Annotated in this window: 15 protein-coding genes; 10 read left to right on the top strand and 5 right to left on the bottom strand. The window is 68.2% G+C overall.

Translation table 11 applies throughout. The annotated features are described in order from the left end of the window. Positions 1 to 20: 20 nt before the first annotated feature. The 5 genes from apaG to ASE31_RS21825 all read left to right on the top strand — a co-directional run bounded on the left by apaG (position 21) and on the right by ASE31_RS21825 (position 6,327). Positions 21 to 428, top strand: coding sequence for a Co2+/Mg2+ efflux protein ApaG (apaG, locus tag ASE31_RS21850; RefSeq protein WP_057203920.1), 408 nt, complete (start codon positions 21 to 23; stop codon positions 426 to 428). Continuing rightward, positions 425 to 2,410 (top strand): site-specific recombinase, encoded by a 1,986-nt coding sequence (locus ASE31_RS21845; protein WP_057203919.1) that lies wholly within the window; start codon positions 425 to 427, stop codon positions 2,408 to 2,410. Before apaG ends, ASE31_RS21845 begins: the two co-directional genes overlap by 4 nt. Positions 2,411 to 2,739: 329 nt before the next feature. After that, positions 2,740 to 4,002 (top strand): cation:proton antiporter, encoded by a 1,263-nt coding sequence (locus tag ASE31_RS21840; protein WP_057203918.1) that lies wholly within the window; start codon positions 2,740 to 2,742, stop codon positions 4,000 to 4,002. Then, positions 3,999 to 5,123, top strand: coding sequence for a YbdK family carboxylate-amine ligase (locus ASE31_RS21835; protein WP_057203917.1), 1,125 nt, complete (start codon positions 3,999 to 4,001; stop codon positions 5,121 to 5,123). Before ASE31_RS21840 ends, ASE31_RS21835 begins: the two co-directional genes overlap by 4 nt. Before the next feature lie 301 nt (positions 5,124 to 5,424). Then, complete coding sequence (locus ASE31_RS21825) at positions 5,425 to 6,327, top strand: LysR family transcriptional regulator (protein WP_057203915.1); 903 nt, start codon at positions 5,425 to 5,427, stop codon at positions 6,325 to 6,327. Between the two features lie 24 nt (positions 6,328 to 6,351). On the opposite strand, the gene ASE31_RS21820 is transcribed toward ASE31_RS21825, so the two are convergent. After that, positions 6,352 to 13,350, bottom strand: coding sequence for an ExeM/NucH family extracellular endonuclease (locus tag ASE31_RS21820; protein WP_057203914.1), 6,999 nt, complete (start codon positions 13,348 to 13,350; stop codon positions 6,352 to 6,354). Between the two features lie 203 nt (positions 13,351 to 13,553). Here ASE31_RS21820 and thiL point away from each other — a divergent pair, with 203 nt between their 5' ends. The 3 genes from thiL (at position 13,554) to ASE31_RS21805 (ending at position 15,355) form a co-directional block, all read left to right on the top strand. Then, the gene (thiL, locus tag ASE31_RS21815) at positions 13,554 to 14,510 is read left to right on the top strand and encodes a thiamine-phosphate kinase (RefSeq protein WP_057203913.1); all 957 of its coding nucleotides are present in this window, start codon (positions 13,554 to 13,556) and stop codon (positions 14,508 to 14,510) included. A gap of 105 nt (positions 14,511 to 14,615) precedes the next feature. Beyond that, a complete protein-coding gene (locus ASE31_RS21810; RefSeq protein ID WP_057203912.1) occupies positions 14,616 to 14,819 on the top strand; it encodes a DUF2892 domain-containing protein in 204 nt (67 codons plus the stop codon). After that, the gene (locus tag ASE31_RS21805) at positions 14,816 to 15,355 is read left to right on the top strand and encodes an RNA polymerase sigma factor (RefSeq protein WP_057203911.1); all 540 of its coding nucleotides are present in this window, start codon (positions 14,816 to 14,818) and stop codon (positions 15,353 to 15,355) included. The genes ASE31_RS21810 and ASE31_RS21805 overlap by 4 nt, the downstream gene beginning before the upstream one ends. Positions 15,356 to 15,376: 21 nt before the next feature. On the opposite strand, the gene ASE31_RS21800 is transcribed toward ASE31_RS21805, so the two are convergent. Continuing rightward, a complete protein-coding gene (locus ASE31_RS21800; RefSeq protein ID WP_057203910.1) occupies positions 15,377 to 16,345 on the bottom strand; it encodes a tripartite tricarboxylate transporter substrate binding protein in 969 nt (322 codons plus the stop codon). Between the two features lie 42 nt (positions 16,346 to 16,387). Beyond that, positions 16,388 to 17,449, bottom strand: coding sequence for a pyridoxal-phosphate dependent enzyme (locus tag ASE31_RS21795; RefSeq protein WP_235514732.1), 1,062 nt, complete (start codon positions 17,447 to 17,449; stop codon positions 16,388 to 16,390). A gap of 202 nt (positions 17,450 to 17,651) precedes the next feature. On the opposite strand from ASE31_RS21795, the gene ASE31_RS21790 reads away from it, so the two are divergent. Next, complete coding sequence (locus tag ASE31_RS21790) at positions 17,652 to 18,572, top strand: LysR substrate-binding domain-containing protein (protein ID WP_057203908.1); 921 nt, start codon at positions 17,652 to 17,654, stop codon at positions 18,570 to 18,572. Here the strand turns inward: ASE31_RS21790 and ASE31_RS21785 are convergent. Both ASE31_RS21785 and ASE31_RS21780 read right to left on the bottom strand, forming a co-directional pair. Continuing rightward, positions 18,563 to 19,738, bottom strand: a complete 1,176-nt coding sequence (locus tag ASE31_RS21785) for a hypothetical protein (RefSeq protein WP_057204122.1) — start codon at positions 19,736 to 19,738, stop codon at positions 18,563 to 18,565. The two genes, ASE31_RS21790 and ASE31_RS21785, sit on opposite strands and share 10 nt — an antisense overlap. Before the next feature lie 20 nt (positions 19,739 to 19,758). Further along, a complete protein-coding gene (locus ASE31_RS21780; protein WP_057203907.1) occupies positions 19,759 to 20,763 on the bottom strand; it encodes an NAD-dependent epimerase/dehydratase family protein in 1,005 nt (334 codons plus the stop codon). 112 nt (positions 20,764 to 20,875) lie between these two features. On the opposite strand from ASE31_RS21780, the gene ASE31_RS21775 reads away from it, so the two are divergent. Beyond that, complete coding sequence (locus tag ASE31_RS21775; RefSeq protein WP_057203906.1) at positions 20,876 to 21,760, top strand: LysR family transcriptional regulator; 885 nt, start codon at positions 20,876 to 20,878, stop codon at positions 21,758 to 21,760. The last annotated feature ends 1 nt before the right edge of the window (position 21,761 follow it).

The raw sequence follows: 21,761 nt of genomic DNA, 5'->3' as shown, positions 1-21,761 counted from the left end.
GTCGCAGTTACCATTCGCCCATGCCAAAGTACCAGTTTGACGTGCAAGTGCAGCCCGAGTACCTGCCGGAGCAGTCTGCCCCGGACACAGGGGTGTTCAGCTTCGCCTATACGATCACCATCACCAATGCCGGGGATGCGCCCGCCCAGTTGATCTCGCGCCACTGGATCATCAGCGACTCGCGCGGCCATACCGAAGAGGTCAAGGGCCTGGGCGTGGTGGGGCACCAGCCCCTGCTCAAGCCTGGCGAATCCTTCCAGTACACCAGCGGTTGCCGCCTGCGCACGGCCAGCGGCACCATGCACGGCACCTTCCATTGCGTGGGCGAGGAAGGCGAGCCCTTCGATGCCAAGGTGGACCTGTTCATGCTGGAGGCGATCAACCAGGGTCCTACGGGACAACCCCTGACCGGCCGGGTGCTGCATTGAGCCGCAGCGTCGATCTGGCCACCATCCTCGCGCGGCTGGACCCGGACGCCGACCTGGCCCATCGCCACCTGTGGCTGATCGGCCTGCTCGACTGGGTGCGCGGCAAGCGCGACTCGGTGCCCGGCGCCGTCGGCCGGCTGCAGCTGTTCCTGGACGCGGCGGAAGCCCGCCCCGAGGTGCAGGCCAAGCTGCAGGCATGGTGGGCAATGCTGGTCGACACGGTGGACATCACCACCCTGCTGGCCGACTTCGGCTTTGCGCCGCGCACGGCCCTGGCCAGCGAGGTGGCCGAGCGCCTGCGCAACAAGCTGCTGCCGGCAAGCCCCGAAACCATCGATGCCTCGGAGCTGTTCATGCTGGCCCTGCCCGGCGGGTTCGACGCCCAGTGGGTGGCCGCACTGGAAGAGGCCCAGCTCACACGCCTGGTGCGCCTGCTGGCACCCACGGACACGGGCGGCGCCTCGCGCTGGCAAAAGGCCCTGCTCGATGCCATCACCTACTGTGCCGGACAGATCCTCTCGACCGGGTTCGCACCCGAGCTGCGCCTGCGCATGAGCGAGACGGCGCGCGAATCCCAGCCCTTCCACGCCCTGATCCACGACGTGGAGAGCCTGCGCGTGGAGGTGCTGCACGGCTTGCGCACGCCCGAGCGGCTCGATGCTGCGGTGCAGCGCCTGCGCGAGCGGCTGGAAGCCTGCCGCGCCGCCGCCGCCACGGTGTACACGCATTTCGAGGAAAACGGCATCTCGGTCGGTCTGGTGTTTCGCCTGCGCCAGCTGCGCGAGCGCATCCTGCGCGTGCGCCAGTTGCTCGACTGCCTGCTGTCGCCCCAGCCGGCACTGACGGCCGCCAAACTCATGGCCAATCTGGTGCTGGTGGGACAGGAGCGGCGCAGCCTGCGCGCGCTGTTTGCCTCCAACTCCTCGCTGCTGGCGGCCAAGGTGGCCGAGCGCAGCGCCGAGACGGGCGAGCACTACATCACCCGCACGGGCGCCGAGTACCGCTCCATGGTGAAGAAGGCAGCAGGCGGCGGGGCCCTGATGGCCTTCACCACGCTGGCCAAGTTCGGCCTGTATGCGCTGGCGCTGTCGGCCTTCTGGGGCGGCTTCTGGGCGGGGGTGAACTACGCCGTCACCTTCGTGCTGATCCAGCTGCTGCACCTCACGGTGGCGACCAAGCAGCCCGCGATGACGGCACCGGCCATGGCCGCCAAGCTCAAGGAGCTTGGGGCCAGCGATGCCATCGAGTCCTTCGTTGACGAGATCACCCACCTGGTGCGCTCGCAGGTGGCGGCCGTGCTGGGCAATGTGCTGGTGGTGTTCCCGGCCGTGCTGGCCCTCGCCTTGCTGATCGCCCAGGCCACCGGTACGCCGGCCATCACGGAAAAGCAGGCCGAGCATGTGTTCGAGTCGCTGCACCTGCTCGGGCCCTCGCTGTTCTTCGCGGCCTTCACCGGGGTGCTGCTGTTCCTGTCGAGCATCATCGCGGGCTGGACGGAGAACTGGTTCGTGCTGCACCGCCTGGACTCGGCCATGCACTACAACCCGCGCATCACGGGGCTGCTGGGCCATGCGCGCGCAGCGCGGTGGGCGCGCTTCCTGCGTGAAAACCTCTCGGGCTTCGCGGCCAACATCTCGCTTGGCTTCATGCTCGGCCTGGTGCCGGCCATCGCGGGTTTCTTCGGTCTGGGCCTGGACGTGCGCCACGTGACGCTCTCCACCGGGCAGATCGGCGCGGCCTGCGCGGCCCTGGGCATGGCCGTGCTGCACATGCAGGCGTTCTGGTGGGCTGTGGCCGCCATTCCGCTGATCGGAGCGCTCAACGTCACGGTGAGCTTTTACCTGGCCTTCAGCCTGGCGCTGCGCGCGCAAAGCGTGAGCGGCGTGGACCGCTCGCGCATCTATGCTGCCATACGCGGGCGCATGGGATCGGCCCCCTTGAGCTTCTTCATGCCGGGGCGCGGACGCCCATCCCTCGGTTGATGCACGCGGCAACGGCCCGCGCACAGCTCCTTACAAAGCTCGAAACTGTCCTACAAGAAGCACGGATGGAGACAGTTAAATTAGGCGCACCCTGACAGGCCTCGGCCGGTGCGCAAAACCGAAGCGGTTCCTGAGGTCTCTGCAGGGTACGTTAAGGTAAGGGCGCGCCAGCCGCTGTCGGCTGGGCCATGGCCATGCACCATGCCGCGCTGCACCGATGTGATCTGGCCGGTACCGTCCGGCACGGGCCACCGCACGGGTGGTGCCGTGCTGCCGAAGAATCAACCCGCGGGCGCCTGCCGTGCCCGCGCCATGCAGAGGTCCCCTACATGAATGAAATCCTGAGCTTCTGGGCGCAGTGGCTGCGCCCCTCGGCCGGGCTCCCCACCGTGCAATGGTCCCTGCTGCTGGCGGTGGCCGCCGTGGCGGGCTACCTGTGCCAGCGCCACACGGGCCTGCCCAAGGTGGTGGGCTATTCGCTGGTGGGCACGGCCGCGGGCCTGGCCGGCTTCAGCGGCGCGCTGTGGCCGCTGCAGGGCATCGGCCTGTTCCTGCTGGAGCTCGGGATCGCCCTGGTACTGTTCGAATGCGGCGGGCGCATCCCGCTGCGGTGGTTCCGCCACAACCCCATGGTGCTGGTGCAGAGCATTGCCGAATCCACGCTGACCTACTTTGCCGTGTACTGGGTATTGGTCTGGCTCAACCAGCCCACGCAGGTGGCAGGGCCCCTGGCCCTGGTGGCGCTGGCCGCCTCGCCCGCGGTGCTGACGCGCGTGGTGGCCGACACCCGCGCCGCCGGCCCGGTGACCGAGCGCGCCATCGTGCTGGCCACCCTGTCCACGCTGTACGCGCTGACGCTGGGCAGTGCCCGCGCCGAGCAGATCAACCGCCAGAGCCTGACGCTCATCGACACCATGTACCCGGTGGTGGTGGTGCTCGGCGTTTCGGTGGTGGTGGCGGCTGCGCTGGCGCTGGTGATGCGCATGGCCTTGCGCATCATGAGCCCGGCCAGCGAGAACACCTCCATGCTGCTGCTGGCGCTGATCGCCGCCGGCACGGCCGTGGCGGCGCACATGGGCGGCTCGGCCCCGCTGGCCGCGCTGCTCGGCGGCATTCTGCTCAAGCAACTCAACCCGCGCCCCTGGGCCTGGCCACGCCAGCTGGGCAATGCGTCGTCGCTGTTGACCATGCTGATGTTCGTGCTGGTCTCCACCGTGGCCGCGCAGGCCGACTGGAGCGGCCCGGTGGCCGGCGTGGTGCTGGCCCTGATCGCCGTGCGCCTGGTGGCCAAGGTGCTGGGCGTGGCCCTGGGCAACGTGGGCAGCGGTGCCAGCTGGCGCCAGGCCCTGTGGGTCGGCGGCGCAATGACGCCCATGTCCTCCATCGCGCTGCTGATCGCCTCGCAGTTCGTCGTGGCCTCGCCTTCCACCGGCCACCTGATCGCCCGCGTGGCCCTGCCTGCCATCCTGTTGATGGAAGTCCTGGGCGCGGTCATCGCCACGGTGGCCATCTACCGTGCGGGCGAAAGTTCGAAACCCTGGGCGCCGCTGTCGAACGCCGCCACCACCAGCAGCAACGGAGACAACGCGTGAGCCTTGAAGCCTTCAACCATTCCGAACCGCTGACGCTGGGCGTCGAGCTGGAACTGCAGCTCGTCAACACCAACGACTACGACCTCGCGCCCTATGCCGAGGACATGTTGCGCCTGATGCACAAGACACCGCTGCCCGGCAGCGTGGTGCCCGAGATGACGAACAGCATGATCGAGATCTCCACCGACATCTGCCACTCGGCCAGCGAGGTGCTGGGCCAGCTCACGCCGATCCGCGATGCACTGGTCAAGAGCGCCGACAAGCTCAACATCGCCGTGGTGGGCGGCGGCACGCACCCCTTCCAGCAGTGGCACGAGCGCCGCATCTACGACAAACCGCGCTTTCGCGAGCTGTCGGAGCTGTACGGCTATTTGTCCAAGCAGTTCACCATCTTCGGCCAGCACGTGCACATCGGCTGCCCCGATGCCAATTCCGCGCTGCTCATGCTGCACCGCATGTCGCGCTACATCCCGCACTTCATCGCACTGTCGGCGTCGAGCCCCTATGTGCAGGGCCAGGACACGGCCTTCGACTCGGCGCGGTTGAACTCGGTGTTCGCCTTCCCGCTGTCGGGCCGCGCGCCGTTCGCGCTGACCTGGGAGGACTTCACCGCCTACTTCGACAAGATGACGCGCACCGGCGTGGTCAAGAGCATGAAGGACTTCTACTGGGACATCCGCCCCAAGCCCGAGTTCGGCACCATCGAGATCCGAGTCTTCGACACGCCGCTGACCATCGAGCGTGCCGCCGCGCTGGCGGGCTATGTGCAGTCGCTCGGTGCCTGGTTCCTCGCGGACCAGCCCTTCATGCCCGAGGAAGACGACTACCTGGTCTACACCTACAACCGCTTCCAGGCCTGCCGCTTCGGCATGGACGCGGTGTACGTGGACCCGGCCACCGGCGACCACATGCCGCTGCGCGAGCACATCATGATGACCATGGACAAGATCGCCAGCCATGCCGCCATGCAGGGCGCTGCCAACGCCATGCACATGCTGCGCACCGAGACCGAGGCCGGCCAGAACGATGCCCGCTGGCTGCGCGAGCGCCAGCGCGAAGAGCAACTGCTGGCCGAAGTCAGCCGGCAGGCGGCACAGCGCTTTCGCGGCGCGCGGATCTGAACGGCGCCCTCAGTCGCCGCAAGGCCTGTACGGCCATGCGCCACAGCGCACCTGGGGCATTTTGCAGCGCTTCGTCGCGCAGGCGGTGGGATTCGCGGAGGGCGGCGGCCTTGAGGCGATGCAGGTCGTCGGGGTAGAGCTCATCTATCTGCGGCATGGAACACATCCTTCACGTTCGAAACAGGTGTGGCCACTGTAGGCACAGGCGTGCGCGGGCGAAACGCCATATGGCGCAAGGGCGTTTTGCGCAGCCTGCAAGGGCCACCACGGTTGTGCGCGCCAGTCCCGCTACCATGCGTCCATGCGCGATATCCGCTTTGAAGACATGCACCTCTTTGTCCGCGTGGCGGACCTGGGCTCGCTCTCGGCCGTGGCGCGCGAGCGCGATGTGCCGGTGAGCCAGGTCTCGCGCACCCTGGCGCGCATCGAGAAGGCCTGCAATGCGCGGCTGATCCACCGCTCGACGCATGGCCTCACGCCCACGGCCGAGGGGCTCACCTTCCTCGAGTACTGCCGATGCCTGACCAGCACCATGGACGAGCTCGAAGGCGAGTTCGCCAGCCAGAGCGGCCAGGCCAGCGGTTCGGTGCGCGTGGCCGCCAGCTCGGTGTTGGCCGAGCACCTGCTGATCCCCAGCTTCGACAGCCTGCAGCAGGCACACCCGCTGCTGCGCGTGGAGCTGGTGGTGGACGACCGCATGGCCGACATGGCGCGCGACGGCATCGACATCGCCATCCGCACCGGGCCGCCCACCAGCGATACCGTAGTGGCGCGCCCGCTGGGCACCCTGGTGCGCCGGCTCTATGCCACGCCGGCCTACCTGCAGGCTTACGGTTCGCCGCAGCACCCGGATGAGCTGCACCGCCACCGGCTCATCACCAACAGCGCGATGGCCCAGCTCAACCGCTGGCCCTTCATCGTCGATGGCGAGCCCCACGTGGTGGTGGCCGACGGGCACTGGCGCTCCGGCAGCACCGGCATCACGGCGCGCCTGGCGCTGCAGGGCCTGGGCATTGCCCGGCTGGCCACCCTCGTGGCCGATCCGTTGGTGCAGCAGGGCGTGCTGGCACCGGTGCTGCGCGAATGGGTGGACGAGCAGCCCTCGCCCATCCACGCCATCACGCTCACGCGCAGGCACCGCCTGCCCAAGATCAAGGCCTGCATCGACCACTGGGCGCTGTGGTTCGCAGGCCCGCCGGCATAGCGCGGCGGGCCTGCGCGCTCCTGCTTACACAGGGAAGGCGCTGGCGTCCAATGGCTGCACCACACCCACCAGCTCGGCCAAGCCCTCGGTGGCAATCGGCAGCTTGGTCACTGCAGCCAGGAAGGCGCCCTGCGTGGCATAGGCCTTGCCGGGGCCGATCATCGACGAGAACTCCTGCACCTGCTGGGCCGTGGGGGCCACGCCCGTAACACGCTCGAAGAGGAAGTTCACCAGACCATCGTTGCCGATGCCGGGGGCGAGCATATCGATGAAGGACTGGGCCAGTGCGTCCAGGCCCGTCATGCTGTCGGCCTTGTGCACCCACTGGCTCAGGGCGGCGGTGTCCGGCTTCTGGCCGAAGATGGTGTAGGCCAGGGCCAGCATCTGGCCGGTCTTGCCGCCCTCGCTGGTCGCCGAGGGCAGCGCCACGTCGAAGGCAAACAGGCTGCCCTGCAGCTCCACGCGTTCCACGCCGCTCAGGGTGACAGGGCCCGTGGGGGTGTTGATCACCACCTTGCCGCTGCTGTCCTGGCTGATGCCCAGGCGCAATACGTCGGCCAGCGTGGCCGAGACCACGACCGTGTCCACGCCACCGCCACCCGTCACCGTGTCGGCGCCGCCACCCGTGAACACACGGGTCAGGGGCAGGTCGGGCACGACGATGGTGTCGTTGCCGCTGGAGCCCTGCAGCGTGGCAGGCAGGCCAGGGCCTGCGGGCGGGATGACGGGGATGGTCGGCGTGGTCGGCGTGCCGCCGCCACCACCACCGCCACCGGACGCAGGCGTGCTGCTGAGGTTCAGGCCGATCAGGATCGGGTTGTGGTCGCTGGAGCGGTAGGGGTCGGCGTTGAAGTAGCTGGCGTCTTGCGCGTCGTTCTTGTTCTCCATGTTGTAGTCCAGCAAGGTGGGCTCTTCGGCGTTGATGCCCCACTTGAAGGTGCCGGCAACCTGGCTGGTCAGGCTGGAACTGGCCAGCGCATGGTCGAGCGAACCCCACAGGCCGTCGAACGAATACGAGTTGCCCGTGGACACCTTGCTGTAGCCGCTGGCGGCCAGCGTGGAGATGGGGGTTTCCTTGCTGTAGGCGTTGAAATCACCCACCAGCAGGACATCGGTATCGCTGCTGCCCGTGGGGTGCGTGGCGAGCCACTGCGCAAGCTGATCGGCCGCCTTGTCGCGCGCGATGGTGCTGGCGCCCTGGCCATCGCCGGCATCCACGCCCTGGGCGGCCGTGCCGCTGCCCTTGCTCTTGAAGTGGTTCACCACCACGGTGAAGTCTTCGCCATCGGCCTTCGACTTGAAGGTCTGCGCCACGGGGACGCGGCTGCCGTAGGTGGACGAGAACGCGTCGTACACCGTGGGGTCGGGCGTGGCGGCGGCTCCGACCAGCTCTACCTTGGCCGGCTTGTAGATGATGGCCACCATGATCGCATCGCTGCCGGTCTTGGTCTGTTCCACGAAGGCATAGGTGTTCGGGCCGGCCTTGGCGTTGAGCGCATTCACCAGCGACTGGATCGCGCTGCCGGAGCCGAAGCCGTTGTTCTGCACCTCCATGAGGCCGACCACGTCGGCATCCAGGCCCAGCAGGTTCTCGACGATCTTGTCCTGCTGTCGCTGGAATTCGGTGGCATTGGTGGCCCCGCGTGCCGCGATGCTGTTGCCTTCGGGCGTGACGAAGTTGGCCGTGCCCAGCGTGGTGAAGTAGTTCAGCACGTTGGCGGAAGCCACCTTGATCTCGGCGTTGCGCACGCTGTCCGGGATGGAATTGACGGTGGGGCGAGCGGCATCGCCCGTGAACTGCACCGTCTGCGTGGGCTGCACGCGGTAGCTGGTTTCGTGGGTACCTGCGGCGGCGTCCACGAGCTGGTCCACGATGCCGGTCACGCTCGTCACGCCATCGCCGGCGCGCAGCGTATTGCTGGCCGACAGCGGCTGGCCGTCACGGCCGATGTGGCTGGCGGGGTTCGACGTGCTGCTCAGGTCGTCCAGGATGATCTGGTCTTTCTTCAGATCCGCCAGGTAGTTGGCATTGCCCGCGGTGCTGGGCGCGTTGTTCTCGGTGTACGTCGTCTGGATGGCGTCCGAGGTCAGCGTCACCTGGCCATACTGGGCCAGGTTGAAGTTGTCGGTGACCACCAGCTTGCCGCCGTTCGTTGCGGACTGCACGGTCACCAGCATGCCTTCGTAGGCTTCCCAGCTCACGGCGCTGGCCACGGGCAAGGTCACCACCGTGGCGGCGGGCAGGCCTGCGTTGTCCTGCACCTGCGTGAAACCCGACAGGCCCGTCAGCTGGGTCTGGCCCTTGAAGTCGGCCACCGTGCCCTTGATGCGGATCTTGTCGCCCACGCTGTTGGCGTCCAGGCCCACGATAGGCGTGCTGCCGTAGTACACGAAGATGCCTTCGGAGGTGCTGGCATCGGCATCGTAGTCGGCCGCTTCCTCCTGAACGTAGAAGCCCTGCAGGTTGGGGGCGTAGCCCGTCACGATGCCTTCGATGGTGACGGCGCTGCCCATCAGCAGCGCGGTGTCGTTGCTGCCCTGGATCTCGTGGATCTTGGTGATAGGGGCCTCGTCCGAGCGGATCACGCCCTGCGCGGCTGCGCCGATGACGGTGATGCCGCCGGGCACGCCCGACAGCGTGACGGTGAAGCCTTCGTCCTGCTCGATGCTGGTGTCGCCCTGCACGTTGACGGTGATGAGCTTGCTGGTCTCGCCCGCTGCGAAGCTCACCGAACCCGATGGCAGCGCGTTGCCGACGAAGTCGTCCGCCGTGGCCGGCGAAGCGCCAGAGCCGGTGACCGCCCAGTTCATGGATGCCGTACCCGACGTATCACCGGCACGCGCCACGGTGAAGGTGTAGGCGGTAGTGCCCGCGTTGCCTTCCATCTTGTCGGCGCTGGTGGCCGCGATGGAGACAACGGGGCCGCTGTAGCTGTCGATCTTGAAGTCGTCAACGCGCCAGCTCGACGACGAACTGGACGCTGTGCCGGAAGACTGGTACTGGAAAGCGAAATAGACGTTCGTACCGGTGATGGCTGACAGGTCGATAGGGCCCGATTGGGTCCAGGCCTGGCTGCCCTGCGGCGAAGGCGTGAAGGCAAGATCACTCCAGGTGGCAAGCGCAGGGTCACCCGTACCGGCGTAATTGGTGGAGTACTTCAGCGTGACCGGCTGGGCAAAGCCGCTGTCGGTGAAGTTGGTCCAGGTGCGGAAGCTCAGGAACTCGGCACTGGTGTCGTTCAGGTTGAATGCCTTGGAGATCAGCCAGTCATTGGCCGGGGCACTGTCCCCGAAACCATTGACCTCGGCCGCCTTGTCCGCGCCGGCGGTGGTGTTGAGGTACCAGTTGTTGGCCGCATCGGCGTCCTTGCTGTACTTCGTGAACTCGGCGAAGCCATTGGCATCGTCGAATGCCTGGGTGTACGTGGGCACTGCGCCCTTGGCGCCTTCGGTCAGGCCCGGCGAGCCGATGTTGGCCGGCGTGCCCGTCTGGGCAAAGGCGCCATCCTGGCCCGCCACTGCAGGCTTGTACTGCGGATTGGTCGTGGAGACGCCATCCCACACTGCAGAGGTGCCAGCAGCGCCGCCCACGGCCACACCGGTGTGGCCGCCGGCAGAGTTGCCGCCGCCTGTCTTCACCAAGGGCTGGACCACCGTGCCGTCGCTGGCCGTGACGGAGGTACCGGTAGCCTTGTAGTTGATGGCTGCAGCCACGCTGCCGGTCGCATCGAACACCACGACAGCATCATCACCGCCCAGGCCGGAACCGCCCACGGCGAGAACCTTGGTCGTGGTGGGCAGGTTGTTCCACGCTGCGCGGAATGCAGCTTCGTCCGTGGTGTTGACGATGATCAGCTTCTCGCCGGCAGCCAGCATCGTGCCGGCGGTCAGTGCCGTGGCGCTGGAGAAGGCGCCGGCTTCGTCGGTCCACTTCCAGCCCGACAGGTCGATGGCCGTGGTGCCGTAGTTGTGCAACTCGAAGAAGTCGCCGCCACCCGCGCCCGAGCTGGTGCTGGAGTTCACCTCGGTGATCAGCACCTTGGGCTTGGGAGTTGCGCCTGGCGAGCCGATGTTGGCGGGCGTTCCCGTCTGGGCGAAGGCGCCATCCTGGCCGGCCACTGAAGGCTTGTACTGCGGATTGCTCGTGGAGACGCCATCCCACACCGCAGAGGTGCCAGCAGCGCCGCCCACGGCCACACCGGTGTGGCCGCCGGCGGAGTTGCCGCCGCCGGTCTTCACCAGGGGCTGGATCACCGTGTTGTCGCTGGCGGTGATGGACGTGCCTGTGGCCTTGTAGTTGATGGCTGCAGCCACCTTGCCAGCCGAATCGAAGACCACGACGGCGTCGTCGCCGCCCAGGCCAGCACCGCCCACGGCGAGGACCTTGGTCGTGGCGGGCAGGTTGTTCCATGCTGCGCGGAATGCAGCTTCGTCCGTGGTGTTGACGATGATCAGCTTCTCGCCGGCAGCCAGCGTCGTGCCGGCGGTCAGTGCCGTGGCGCTGGAGAAGGCGCCGGCTTCGTCGGTCCACTTCCAGCCCGACAGGTCGATGGCCGTGGTGCCGTAGTTGTACAGCTCGAAGAAGTCGCCGCCACCCGCGCCCGAGCTGGTGCTGGAGTTCACTTCGGTGATAAGCACCTTGGCAGGGGGCGCGGAGGATGTGGTGAAATTGAAGGCCGTTGCGCCCGTCAGCCCGGCCCAGTTGTTGCCGTAGTGGTCCTTCAGCGTGCCTGCTACGGCTTCAACGTAGTAATCGGTATTCACGGCCAGATCGGCCGTGGGGTTGATGGTGACGGTGTTGAATGCCACTGTGACCTGGGTGGTGTCGGCAGCGGAAATCGTGGCAACGACGCTGTTGTCGCTGACCTTCTTGATCACGAAGTCACCTGTGCCGCGCGCCACGCCCTCATCGAAACGCAGCACGAGGTTGGCCGCCTTGTCCACATTGATCGCATTGTCAGCCGGGGTGCTGTTGACCAGGCTGGGGCCAGCGGAGTCAGTGACGTTGCCACCGATCTGCACCCAGTTGCCCACGAACTTTTGCTGCGCTGCAGGCAGGTCCTTGGACGCAGTGGAACCGCCCCAGGTGCTGTCGCCGTTGTCCTGCAGCAACTGCACCAGGGTGCCCTGGGCCGTGCTCTGCACGTCGACGATGGTCTCGAAACTGCCGCCCGTGCCGTCACGCAGGGCGTCGAGGTTCACGTCCAGCTCAGCGGGCGTGGTGCTCACGCCATCCCAGCGGAACAGGCGGAAATCATGGGTGACCTCGGTGCTGGCCGAGCCCGAGGGGCCGGCCAGGATCAGGTAGCTGCCGTCGCCGGCTTTCTCGATGGAGCGGATGCCACGGCCGCCCAGGTTGAGTTCGAACACGGCACTGACGTTGGGCGCGCTGCCACCCGTGGCGTCGACGAGCCCGGCCACGTCCAGTGCCAGCACCACGGCCTTGTCGCGCGTGTTGGCGTCTGTTTGTGGCGCGCGGAAGGCCACCAGCAGCTTGCTGCCGTCCTGCGAGGCGGTCATGCCCTCGATGGAGAAGCCGTTGACGTTTTCGGGAATCACCCCGACCGACGAGGCGGCGAAGCCAAAGTAGTTCGCGCCCTTGCCGTGGACGTTGCCCTGGTCCCAGGCCACAAGCTGGTCTTCCAGGCCACTGTGCTTGCCCAGGTAGGTGAATTGCGTGTCGGCGCCCGTGCCATCGATCTTCACGGCCAGGATGTATTCGCGGTTGTTCTGCTCCGCGCCGCTCTTGTTGTTGCTGTGCGAGCCGGTGAAATAGAAGGTGTCGCCGATGCGGGTGCCGGCCTCCAGGTCCAGCTCGCCGCCATTGCCCAGTGCGGCGCCGTAGTTCCACTCCTTGACGGCAGCGCCGCCTGCACGGTCGTAGACACGCAGCACGCTGGCTTCATCGTCGCCCACCACCATCCAGTTGGCGTCGAGCGCCAGCGCGGCCGAGGCGTCGGAGCTGCCGAGCGCCGTACCGGCGTTGGGGGTGAAGGTCTGCGCGCTGCCGGCAGCCCCTTCGTCGCTGAAGTTGATCTTCAGGCTGTTCTGGGTGGCGTTCGCGACACCGGAAGCGGAGCCGCCGGTGAATGCCCCATCGGCAAACGTGACCGTGAGGTTGTTGACGTCGTTGGCATTGGCATGGCTGGTGGCCGTGCCGGTAAAGCCCAGCTCGGCCGTGGTGGCGCTGGTGCGGGTGAGCACCGCCGTGAGGCCGGCAGGCACGTTGCTGACGGTGGCGGCCGACAGCAGGCTGGCGCCGTCGGTGCCGGTGAAGGTCTCGCCCGTCAGCGTGATGGTGATCTTGGCGCCCGGGGCCATGTGGCCGTCAAAGGCCTGGGATTCGTTGATGGAGCCACTGTAGGCCAGGCTGGGGCCGACGGGACCGGCTGCGGCAGAGCTCACCACGATATCGTCGATGCCGATCCATTCGTCGTTGCCAGCGGCATTGGTGGTCATGATGCGCAGCTGAAGCTGGGCAGCGCCATTGGCACCGGCTGGCAGCGTGACGGAGATGGGCGTGTCCTTGGTGAGCGAGGGGCCGTTCGATGCATCGGCAACATACGCGGCCGGCACGTTGACGAAGTCGCCGGTGTCGCCCACGCGGTATTGCAGCGCCACGGCCTGTGCAGCGTTGTCGGTGGTCGCATCGATGTCGCGCAAGGTGTAGCTGACCACGATGTCCTTGCGGCCCGTGGCGTTCAGGTGGATCACGAGGTGGGGCGCGTCAGCGGTGCCGGAGCCCTGCATCGCGATCACCGGATTGGGCAAGGTGCTGAACACACCCACTGCGCCGGTGGTGCTGGCCGTGTTGGCATCGAGCAGCGTGGCGCTCTGCGGCGTCGCGGTACCGGCCAAGACGGTCTGGGGATCGGTTCCCGTCACCGTGGTCAGGTCATCGCCCCGGTACCCCACGATGGACGGCACCCCGCTCCAGTCGTTGGCGGTGGTGATCAGGGTGCTCAGATTGGTCCAATCCTGGGCGAAATTGCTGGTCGACAGGGCGTGGTAGACGGTGGTCATGCTCGTTTCCTCCGCGCAAGGCGGGTGGGTGGGGATGGAAGGTGCTGCGAAGGCGCATGCCGCCGCGCAGTGGAATAAGGCCTGCGGGCTCCAGGAACGGGGCATGGGAGCCGGGCACGAAGCGGTGACTCTAGGCACCGTGTGTTGCAGAGATATGTCACGCCGTCGGTACCAATGGCTATGAGGCACGCCACAATCGACCCATGGGTGAATTCGATCTGATCGCACGCTATTTCACGCGGCCCGTGCACCGCGCCGCCCTGGGCGTGGGGGACGACTGCGCGCTGCTGGCACCTGCCGTAGGCATGCAGCTGGCCGTCTCCAGCGACATGCTGGTGGAAGGCCGCCACTTCTTCGCCGACGTGGACCCCAAGGCGCTGGGGCACAAGGCACTGGCCGTGAACCTGTCGGACCTGGCCGCCTGCGGAGCCCGGCCATTGGCCTTCACCCTGGCACTGGCGTTGCCGCGCGTGGACGCGCCCTGGCTGGCCGGCTTTTCACGCGGGCTGCTGGCCCTGGCCGATGCGCATGGCTGCGAACTGGTCGGTGGTGACACCACCCAGGGTCCGCTCAATATCTGCATCACGGTGTTCGGCGAGGTGCCTGCCGGCCAGGCGCTGCTGCGCAGCGGCGCGCGCGCGGGCGACGATCTCTATGTAAGCGGTACCCTGGGCGATGCCCGGCTGGCGCTGGAGGCGCTGCTGGGGCACACCCCGCTGGCTCCCGAGGTGCTGGCCGCCGCGCGCCTGCGGCTGGAGCAGCCCACGCCGCGCGTGGCCCTGGGCCTGGCGCTGCGCGGCGTGGCCAGCAGTGCCATGGACGTGAGCGACGGGCTGCTGGGCGATCTGTCCCACATCCTCAAGGCATCCGGGGTGGGTGCACGCATCGACACATCCATCACCGCCACCCTGATGGCCCAGGCCGGCGCCGCCACGAGCCCCGAGCAATTGCACCAGTGCACCCTGGCCGGTGGCGACGACTACGAGCTGGCCTTTACGGCGCCGCCCTCGCAGCGCGCGGCAGTGGTTGCAGCCGCACAGGCCAGCCAGACCCCGGTGGCGCGCATCGGCAGCATCGAGGCGGAACCCGGGCTGCGCCTGGTGGATGGGCAAGGCCGGCCGGTGGAGCGGCACTACGCCTCGTTCGACCATTTCGGTTGATGAAATATTTTTCGCGGCATGAATCCTTTCACAGCAGAGCCCGCTCTTGTCAGGGAAGGCGCCCCGTGTCGGCGCTTTCTCTTTCAACCCCCAAGGAGCTTTGCCATGCTGTACCGCAAGAACATCACCCGCCCTGAAAGCCTGCTGCGCGTCGTCGCCGGGGTGGCCCTCATCGTTGCCAGCCTTGTGTGGCTGGGCGCCACGCCGTGGGGCCTGGTGCTGGCCGCATCGGGCGCCACAGGCATCGTGACCGGTCTCTTCGGCTATTGCCCGGCCTGCGCCATGGTGGGCAGAAAGCCGGTGGAATGACCGGCAACGCATCGACCACCGTGGCGCAGTTGCTGCCGGCAGCGCGCGCGGGCGACACCGACGCCATGGAGCGCCTGCTGGCGCTGGCACGGCCGGACATCCGCCGCTATGCGCTGCGCCACTGCGCGGCCACCACCGCCACCGATGATGTGGTGCAGGAGGCGCTGATCATCGTCTACCGCCGCGTGGGTGCGCTGCGCGAGGTGGCGGCCTTTGGCGGCTGGGTGGTGCGCATCGTGCAGCGGCTGTGCATGCAACCGGCGCTGGCCTGGCTGCGGGGCGAGCCGCTGGCGCAGGTGGAAGACGCCCTGGCCTGGTCGCACCGGCCAGACCACGAGTTGCGCCACGACCTGGCCCTGGCCATCGATTCTCTGCCGCCCCTGTACCGTGAAGCCTTGTTGATGCGCGACTTCGAGGAGCTCACCATCGAGGAGATGGCCCAGCGCCTCTCCACCACGCGCGAGGCGGCGAAGAGCCGGTTGCACCGCGCGCGCAGCCTGGTGCGGGAATACCTGGCGCCGTCGCAGCCCGGCTGATCCTGGCAGTACCAGGCAAGCTCACTCCGGCTGCAGGCCGGTCTTGCGCACCACGGCGCCCCAGTGGCCCACCTCATCGCGCAGGAAGCCGCGCAGTTCGTCGCGGGTGGAACCCTTGAGCTCGATGCCCAGCGTGGTCAGGCGCTCGCGCGTGGCAGGGTGCTCCAGTGCGGCAATGGCCTCCTTGCGCAGACGCTCTATCACCTCGATGGGCGTGGTGGCCGGCGCCACCAGGGCCCACCACTGGTTGAACTGCATGCCCGCCAGGCCCGTCTCGCGGGCCGTGGGCACCTGGGGCATGGACGGCAGGCGCGTGGGCCCGGTGGTCATGAGCACCGAGATCTTGCCCGCCGAGAGCAGTGATGCGCCACTGGCCAGCGTGGCGAAGTGGCCCGCCACCTGCTCGGCCGCCACATCGGTGAGCGCCGGGGCCGAGCCCCGGTACGGGATGGCATTGACCTTGAGCCCGCTGGCCCCGGCCAGCAGTTCGGACGAGAGGTGGCTGATGGACCCATTGCCGCTGTGGGCCAGCGTGACCGGCGTGGCGCTGGCGCGCCCGTCCTTCAGAAAGCCCTTGATGTCGCCCGCCTTGTACCTGCTGCCATTGACGAACAATAGCAGCGGCGAGGTGCCGACCATCGAGATCGGCGTGAAGTCCTTGAGCAGGTCGTAGGGCAGCCTGGCCGTGACGGCCGGCGCAATGGCATGGGGCAACTCCACGATGGCGATGGTGTAGCCATCGGGTGCGGCCTTGGCGGCCGCCTCGGTGCCGATGCGTCCGGACGCGCCCGAGCGGTTGTCCACGATGACGCTCTGCCCCAGCGACTCGCCCATGCGCTGCGCGATGGCGCGGGCAATGGCATCGGTGCTGCCGCCCGGTGCCCACGGCACGATGAGGCGTACGGGTTTGTCGGGGTAGGCGGCGAAGGCACTGCTGCCCCAAAGGCAGGCACAGGCCAGCACGAAGCTACGGCGGAACAGGAAAGTCATGGCAGGGTCCTTGGTCAGGCGAAGAGATACGAAAAAAAGCGATCAGGCGTCTCGGTCGCCCTTGGCGGTGAGCAACAGCAGCACGTGGTCCTCTGGCGCAATGCGGCCCTGCCGGCGCAGCTGTGCCGCGGCAGCCACGCAGGCGCCTGCACACAACTCCACCCAGAGGCCCTGGGCACCGAGCTCGGCCACGCCACGGGCCGCATCCGCATCGCCCACCACGGCGGCACCGCCGCCCGAGCGTTCCACTGCGATCTGCTGCTGCAGGGTGACGGTGCTGCCGGCAATGGAGAACTGCGCGGTGCTGCCGCTGAAGTCGGCCTGGGCGGGCGCCCCGGCGAGCACCTGGCTCAACCGGGCGAACGGCTCCACCGCCCACAGGCGTGGCATGCGTGCGATGAGGCCGGCCGCCAGCAGGTCGCGCAGGCCGCTGTACAGGCCCCAGAGCAGGTCGCCGCGCGCCGTGGGCACTAGCACATGGTCGGGCACACAGCCCTGGGCCGCGCATTCGAGCGCCAGCGCGCGGTAGCCTTCCACACCGAAGACCGGGCTACCCACGGCCGGCACGCTGAAGTTGGTGATCGCAAAAGCCCCCTCGTCCAGTACCTGCCGGCGCACGTGGGTCCAGCGGTCCAGCCCCTGATCGAACGCAACACGGCGGGCACCCAGGCGGTCCAGCGCTCGGGCAAAGGACTCGGGCATGTCCCGGTAGGTGGCGATCTCGCACGGCAGACCCGCCGCCGCACAGTAAGCGGCAGCGGATACGGCCGCATTGCCGCTCGATGCCAGCACCACCTTGGAGGCACCCACCGCCAGCGCGCGGGTCACGGCCTGCGCCGACATGCGGTCCTTGTGCGAACCCGTGGGGTTCATGCCCTCGTGCTTGGCAGTCAACCCACGGATGCCCAGGGTCTGCGCCAACCGTGGCAAGGAAAGGCACGGCGTGTTTCCCTCGCCCAGCGACACCCCGTGGGTGTACGGAAGCCACTCGCCCCATCTATAACCCGAACTGCTTGCTGCCAGCGCGCGGGGCAGCTCACTGTAGACCGCCTCAACGCTGGCGGGCGTGCCTTGCGCTGCACAGGCGGGGCAGCCCGCAGGCATATCCTGCAGCGGATAGCGGGCCCCGCAGTGAACGCAGCGCAGGCCCTGGAGCCGCGCATTGGCCCGCAATGCAGGCACCTTGATGGATGAGGAGTGGTACGGTTGCACACCGGCTAAATTATCGGAATTCATGCCTGCATCGTAGTCAGGCGCTCAGCGTCGCGGTACCATGCCGCAGCTGTTTCCATTAAGCCAAACTTATATGAAAAGCCTGCCCACGCACGATGCCAAGGAGGTCAGTGCGCGCCAGATCGAGGTTTTCCGCATGGTCATGCGGCTGGGCTCCGCCAACCGCGCGGCGGCCGCGCTGCATGTAAGCCAGCCCGCCGTGACGCAGTTGCTGCAGCAACTGGAGGTACGCGCTCAGCTCACGCTGTTCGACCGGCCCAAGGGGCGCCTGGTGCCCACACCCGAAGCCCATGCGCTGATGGAAGAGGTCGAGCGCGTGTACGAGGGACTGGAGGCGGTGCAACGCAAGATCGTGGCGCTGCAGTCGCTGGAAGACCAGGTGCTGCGCATCGGCAGCCTGCATGCCCTGGCCGCGAGCATCATGCCCGGGGTGCTGGCCGGGTTCCAGCGCCACTACCCGCGCACCCGCTGCCTGCTGATGGTGGATAGCTCCAAGCTGCTGCGCGAGGCGCTGTTCCAGGGCGCGGTGGACCTGGCCTTCCTGGGCGACGAGGCGGACACGAGCGGCCTGGTGTCCTCGCCGTTCTACGAACTGCCTGCCGTGTGCGCCGTGCCCGCTGCCCACCCGCTGGCACGCAAAGCAGTGCTGGAGCTGGCCGACCTGCGCGATGCGCCGCTGATCGGCCTGTCGGCCACGGACCCCGCCCAGCAGCGGCTGGAAATACTCTTTGCCGCCGCAGGGATCACGCCGCGCTTCGTGATCGAGACCCCCTACAGCGCGACACAGTGCGCGCTGGTGCTGGCGGGTGCAGGGCTGGCCGTGACCAACCCGCTGGTAGCGGCCGAGCATGCGCCCCTGGGGCTGCGCAGCGTGCCCTTGGCGGGCGAGGGCCTCTTCTTTCGGGCCTTGCTGGCATTCAAGCCGCGCCAGGCCCAGTCGCGTGCGGTGCAGGAGTTCGTGGCCCTGTGCCGGCGGCGCCTGGCCTATGCCTGAAGCAGGTGCGCCAGTGGCCGGCGCGGCGTGGCAGGTACCTCGCCCTGCGGGTAGCCGATGCGGCACAGCATCTGCACCGTGGGGTCGCCGGCTTCCTTGGGCGCGCCCTGCCCCAGCACCAGCTGGTGCGCGCGCTCGTAGTGCGGCGCCATCTCGGCAAACTCCTGCAGCGCCTGGCTCATGGGATGCATGCCCACGCCCAGTTCGGTGGCCTTGAGTTGCAGGCGCACGTAGGCGCGGCCGGCCGCGATCTGGTCGGCGCGGGTGTTGCCCCCCGTCAGCCACACGAAGCCCATCGCCGTGCGGCTGTGGCCCTCGAAGCGGTCCATCGCGCCCTTGTAGCCTGCACTGCCCTCCTCGGGCGGGGCGGAGCGGTCGAAGAAGCCGAGCGCCGCTGCGGCGCGTATGAACGGTGTGTTCAGCGAGATGCCGTCGCGGTGCTCCAGGATCTCGGAGGGGCCGACGCGGGTGAGGCGGATGCTTTCCATCATGGTGCGCGGCGTGCGCAGCTCCACCTGGGCCGACTGCCAGCACAGCGCGCGCAAGGCGTCCAGGCGGGCGGGCTCCACCGTTCCACCCGCCTGCGGGCTGCCCGACCGGGGCGCACTGGCCAGCAAGGCCTTGAGCAGATCGGGTGCCACGGGCCGGGCCAGGTCGAAATCCACCTTGGGCGTGCGGCGGCGCAGCACCTGGGTGAACAAAACCTCGGGCTCGCTGCCGGGCCGCAGTACCACGCGGGCCACGGGGCGATCATCCCAGTCACGCAGTTGCGCCGGCAGCGGCCCCTGGGGCCACAGCGTGACTTCGCTGGCCATGCCCTGCTGGGCCAGTGCCAGCACCAGCAGCTCCAGGAAGGCGCCGTGGCCGATCAGGATCTGGCGGCCCAGCGGGTCGGTCTCGGGCAGCACGCGCTCGCGGTCGGTGCGCAGGGTGATCACGCCCCCTTCGCGCAGGTCCACCACCCAGGGCTGCAGGTTGTGCGGGTTGGGCGCGGTGATGGCATAGGCCACGGCGCGGCGGCGCAGGTCGGTTTCGCCCACCGGGCCTTGCCAGGCCTCCACGGCCTGGGCCGGATAGTGCGGACCCGAGCTGCAGGCAGCCAGGGGGGCGATGGCGGCGGCGATAGTGCCACCGCCGGCCAGGCGGATGAAGGTACGGCGTTGCATGGTGAGAATCTCCTTGCGGTTCATGCCAGGGTGGCTTGGGGAAGGGCCGGGGCCAGCAGCCCCAGGTCGTGGAGCGCACGGCGAACCGCCTGCTCGAAAGGGGTGTGCGGCTCCTCGCCGATCAGCGCGGCGAGGCGCGTGTTGTCCAGCCGGTGCGGCGTGCTCCAGAGGTAGCGCATGTCTGCCAGGGCCGCCAGATGGGGCACCACCAGGCCGGCCATGCGCAGCAGCGGCCAGGGCAACCGGCCCACGCGCACGGCCTGGGCGTCTGCTGCCCAGCCCTGCTCGGCCGCCACCACGGAGAGCACCTGCACCCACTGGTGCGCCGTGACCTGGTGGCCGGCGAAATGCAGCGTGTCGAACGCGGACAGGCGGTGGCGCGCATCGGCCACCCGCACCAGGGTGCGGGCCAGGTCAGGCAGATAGGCCCAGGGCCGGCTGATATCCAACGGGCCGGGCCAGGTGACACGGCCTTTGGGCAGGTCCTTGGCGATGGACTGGTCCAGCCAGCTGCCCACGCCACTGCCGAAATAATCGCCTGCGCGCAGCACCACGGCGCGCATGGCGCCATCGCGCGTGGCGGCCTGCAGGCGCTGCTCCAGGTGGATGCGCATCAGTCCCTTGAAGTCCAGCGCAGTCTGCGGCGTGTCTTCGCGCAGCACCGGCGGCATGGCACGGCCATAGTTGTAGACACTGCCAGGCAGCATGAGCGTGGCGCCCAGGGTGCGGGTGACTTCGATGGCTGCGTCCATCAGCATCGGCGCCTCCTTGCGCCAGGCCTTGTGCGTGTAGGCCGGGTTCATGGCATGCACCACCACCTGCGCCCCCTGCGCTGCGGCGGCAAGGGCTGGAGTGTCCTGCGGTGCGATGCCGACCCACTGCACGCCTGGCACAGCGGGGTCGCTGGCACCCGGCCGTACCTGGGCACGCACCTGCCAGCCCGCCTGTGCGAAAGCGCGGGCGGCAGCAAGGCCCAGGCGCCCGCGGGCCCCGAGGATGAGAACGGTGGATGCAGCGATCGACATGGCAGGGCTCCTGAACAAAGAGGGAATGGAGCGATTGTGGAAATGCGGCCGCCGTTACACAATTGGCTAACTGTCGATAGCAGCAATGCAAAAATGAATACCTGTACCGGCCATGAAACAACGCTTTGACTGGAGCCTCATCCAATCCTTCCTGGCTGCCCTGGACCAGGGCAGCCTGCTGGGCGCTGCGCGCGTGCTGAACGCGAGCCAGCCCACCATCGGGCGCCACATCGCCGAGCTGGAGGCCCAGCTCGGCGTGGTGCTATTCGAGCGCACGGGGCGCGGCCTGCTGCCCACGGCGACAGCACTGCGCCTGGCCGAATCGGCCCGCGCCATGGAGACGGGTGCCGACCAGCTGGCACGCAGCGTCTCGGGCGGCGAGGCCGGGGTCAGCGGCACCGTGCGCATCACCGCCAGCCAGCCGGTGGCCTGCATGCTGCTGCCACCCCTGCTGGCGCGCATGCGACTGGAACTGCCCGAGGTGCAGGTGGAACTGGTCTCCAGCAACGAGGTCACCAACCTGCTGCGCCGCGAGGCCGACATCGCCCTGCGCATGGTGCAGCCCACGCAGGCCAGCCTGGTGGCCAAGCGCATCGGCAAGGTCACGCTGGGCACGTACGCCCACCGCGATTACCTGCGCCGCCGGGGCACGCCGCGCCAGCCGCCCGACCTGCTGCAGCACGACCTGGTGGGCAACGACCGCTATGGCGACATCGCGCGCGGCTTTGCCGCCATGGGCTACCCGGTGGAGCGCCAGCACTTCGCGCTGCGCACCGATGACCTCATGGCCTACTGGCAGGTGGTGCGCAACGGCCTGGGCATCGGCTTCGTGGCCGACCACATGGCCCGCACAGACCCGAACCTGGTGGCGCTGCTGCCCATGCTCAAGCTGCCCGAGCTGCCCATCTGGCTCACGGTGCACCGCGAGATACGCACCAGCCAGCGCATCCGCGCGGTGTACGATTTTCTGGCCGAGGCCGTTCCCGACGCGCTGTAAA

Source organism: Acidovorax sp. Root217 (assembly GCF_001428645.1).
Classification (GTDB): Bacteria; Pseudomonadota; Gammaproteobacteria; order Burkholderiales; family Burkholderiaceae_C; genus Acidovorax.
This window is presented reverse-complemented; position numbering and strand designations above follow the sequence as displayed.

Coding starts and splice junctions, on each gene's coding strand:
- ASE31_RS21825 (WP_057203915.1), top strand. CDS start 5,425: ATGCGCGATATCCGCTTTGAAGACATGCACCTCTTTGTCCGCGTGGCG.
- thiL (WP_057203913.1), top strand. CDS start 13,554: ATGGGTGAATTCGATCTGATCGCACGCTATTTCACGCGGCCCGTGCAC.
- ASE31_RS21840 (WP_057203918.1), top strand. CDS start 2,740: ATGAATGAAATCCTGAGCTTCTGGGCGCAGTGGCTGCGCCCCTCGGCC.
- apaG (WP_057203920.1), top strand. CDS start 21: ATGCCAAAGTACCAGTTTGACGTGCAAGTGCAGCCCGAGTACCTGCCG.
- ASE31_RS21810 (WP_057203912.1), top strand. CDS start 14,616: ATGCTGTACCGCAAGAACATCACCCGCCCTGAAAGCCTGCTGCGCGTC.
- ASE31_RS21795 (WP_235514732.1), bottom strand. CDS start 17,449: ATGCCTGCGGGCTGCCCCGCCTGTGCAGCGCAAGGCACGCCCGCCAGC.
- ASE31_RS21790 (WP_057203908.1), top strand. CDS start 17,652: ATGAAAAGCCTGCCCACGCACGATGCCAAGGAGGTCAGTGCGCGCCAG.
- ASE31_RS21820 (WP_057203914.1), bottom strand. CDS start 13,350: ATGACCACCGTCTACCACGCCCTGTCGACCAGCAATTTCGCCCAGGAT.
- ASE31_RS21805 (WP_057203911.1), top strand. CDS start 14,816: ATGACCGGCAACGCATCGACCACCGTGGCGCAGTTGCTGCCGGCAGCG.
- ASE31_RS21785 (WP_057204122.1), bottom strand. CDS start 19,738: ATGCAACGCCGTACCTTCATCCGCCTGGCCGGCGGTGGCACTATCGCC.
- ASE31_RS21780 (WP_057203907.1), bottom strand. CDS start 20,763: ATGTCGATCGCTGCATCCACCGTTCTCATCCTCGGGGCCCGCGGGCGC.
- ASE31_RS21775 (WP_057203906.1), top strand. CDS start 20,876: ATGAAACAACGCTTTGACTGGAGCCTCATCCAATCCTTCCTGGCTGCC.
- ASE31_RS21800 (WP_057203910.1), bottom strand. CDS start 16,345: ATGACTTTCCTGTTCCGCCGTAGCTTCGTGCTGGCCTGTGCCTGCCTT.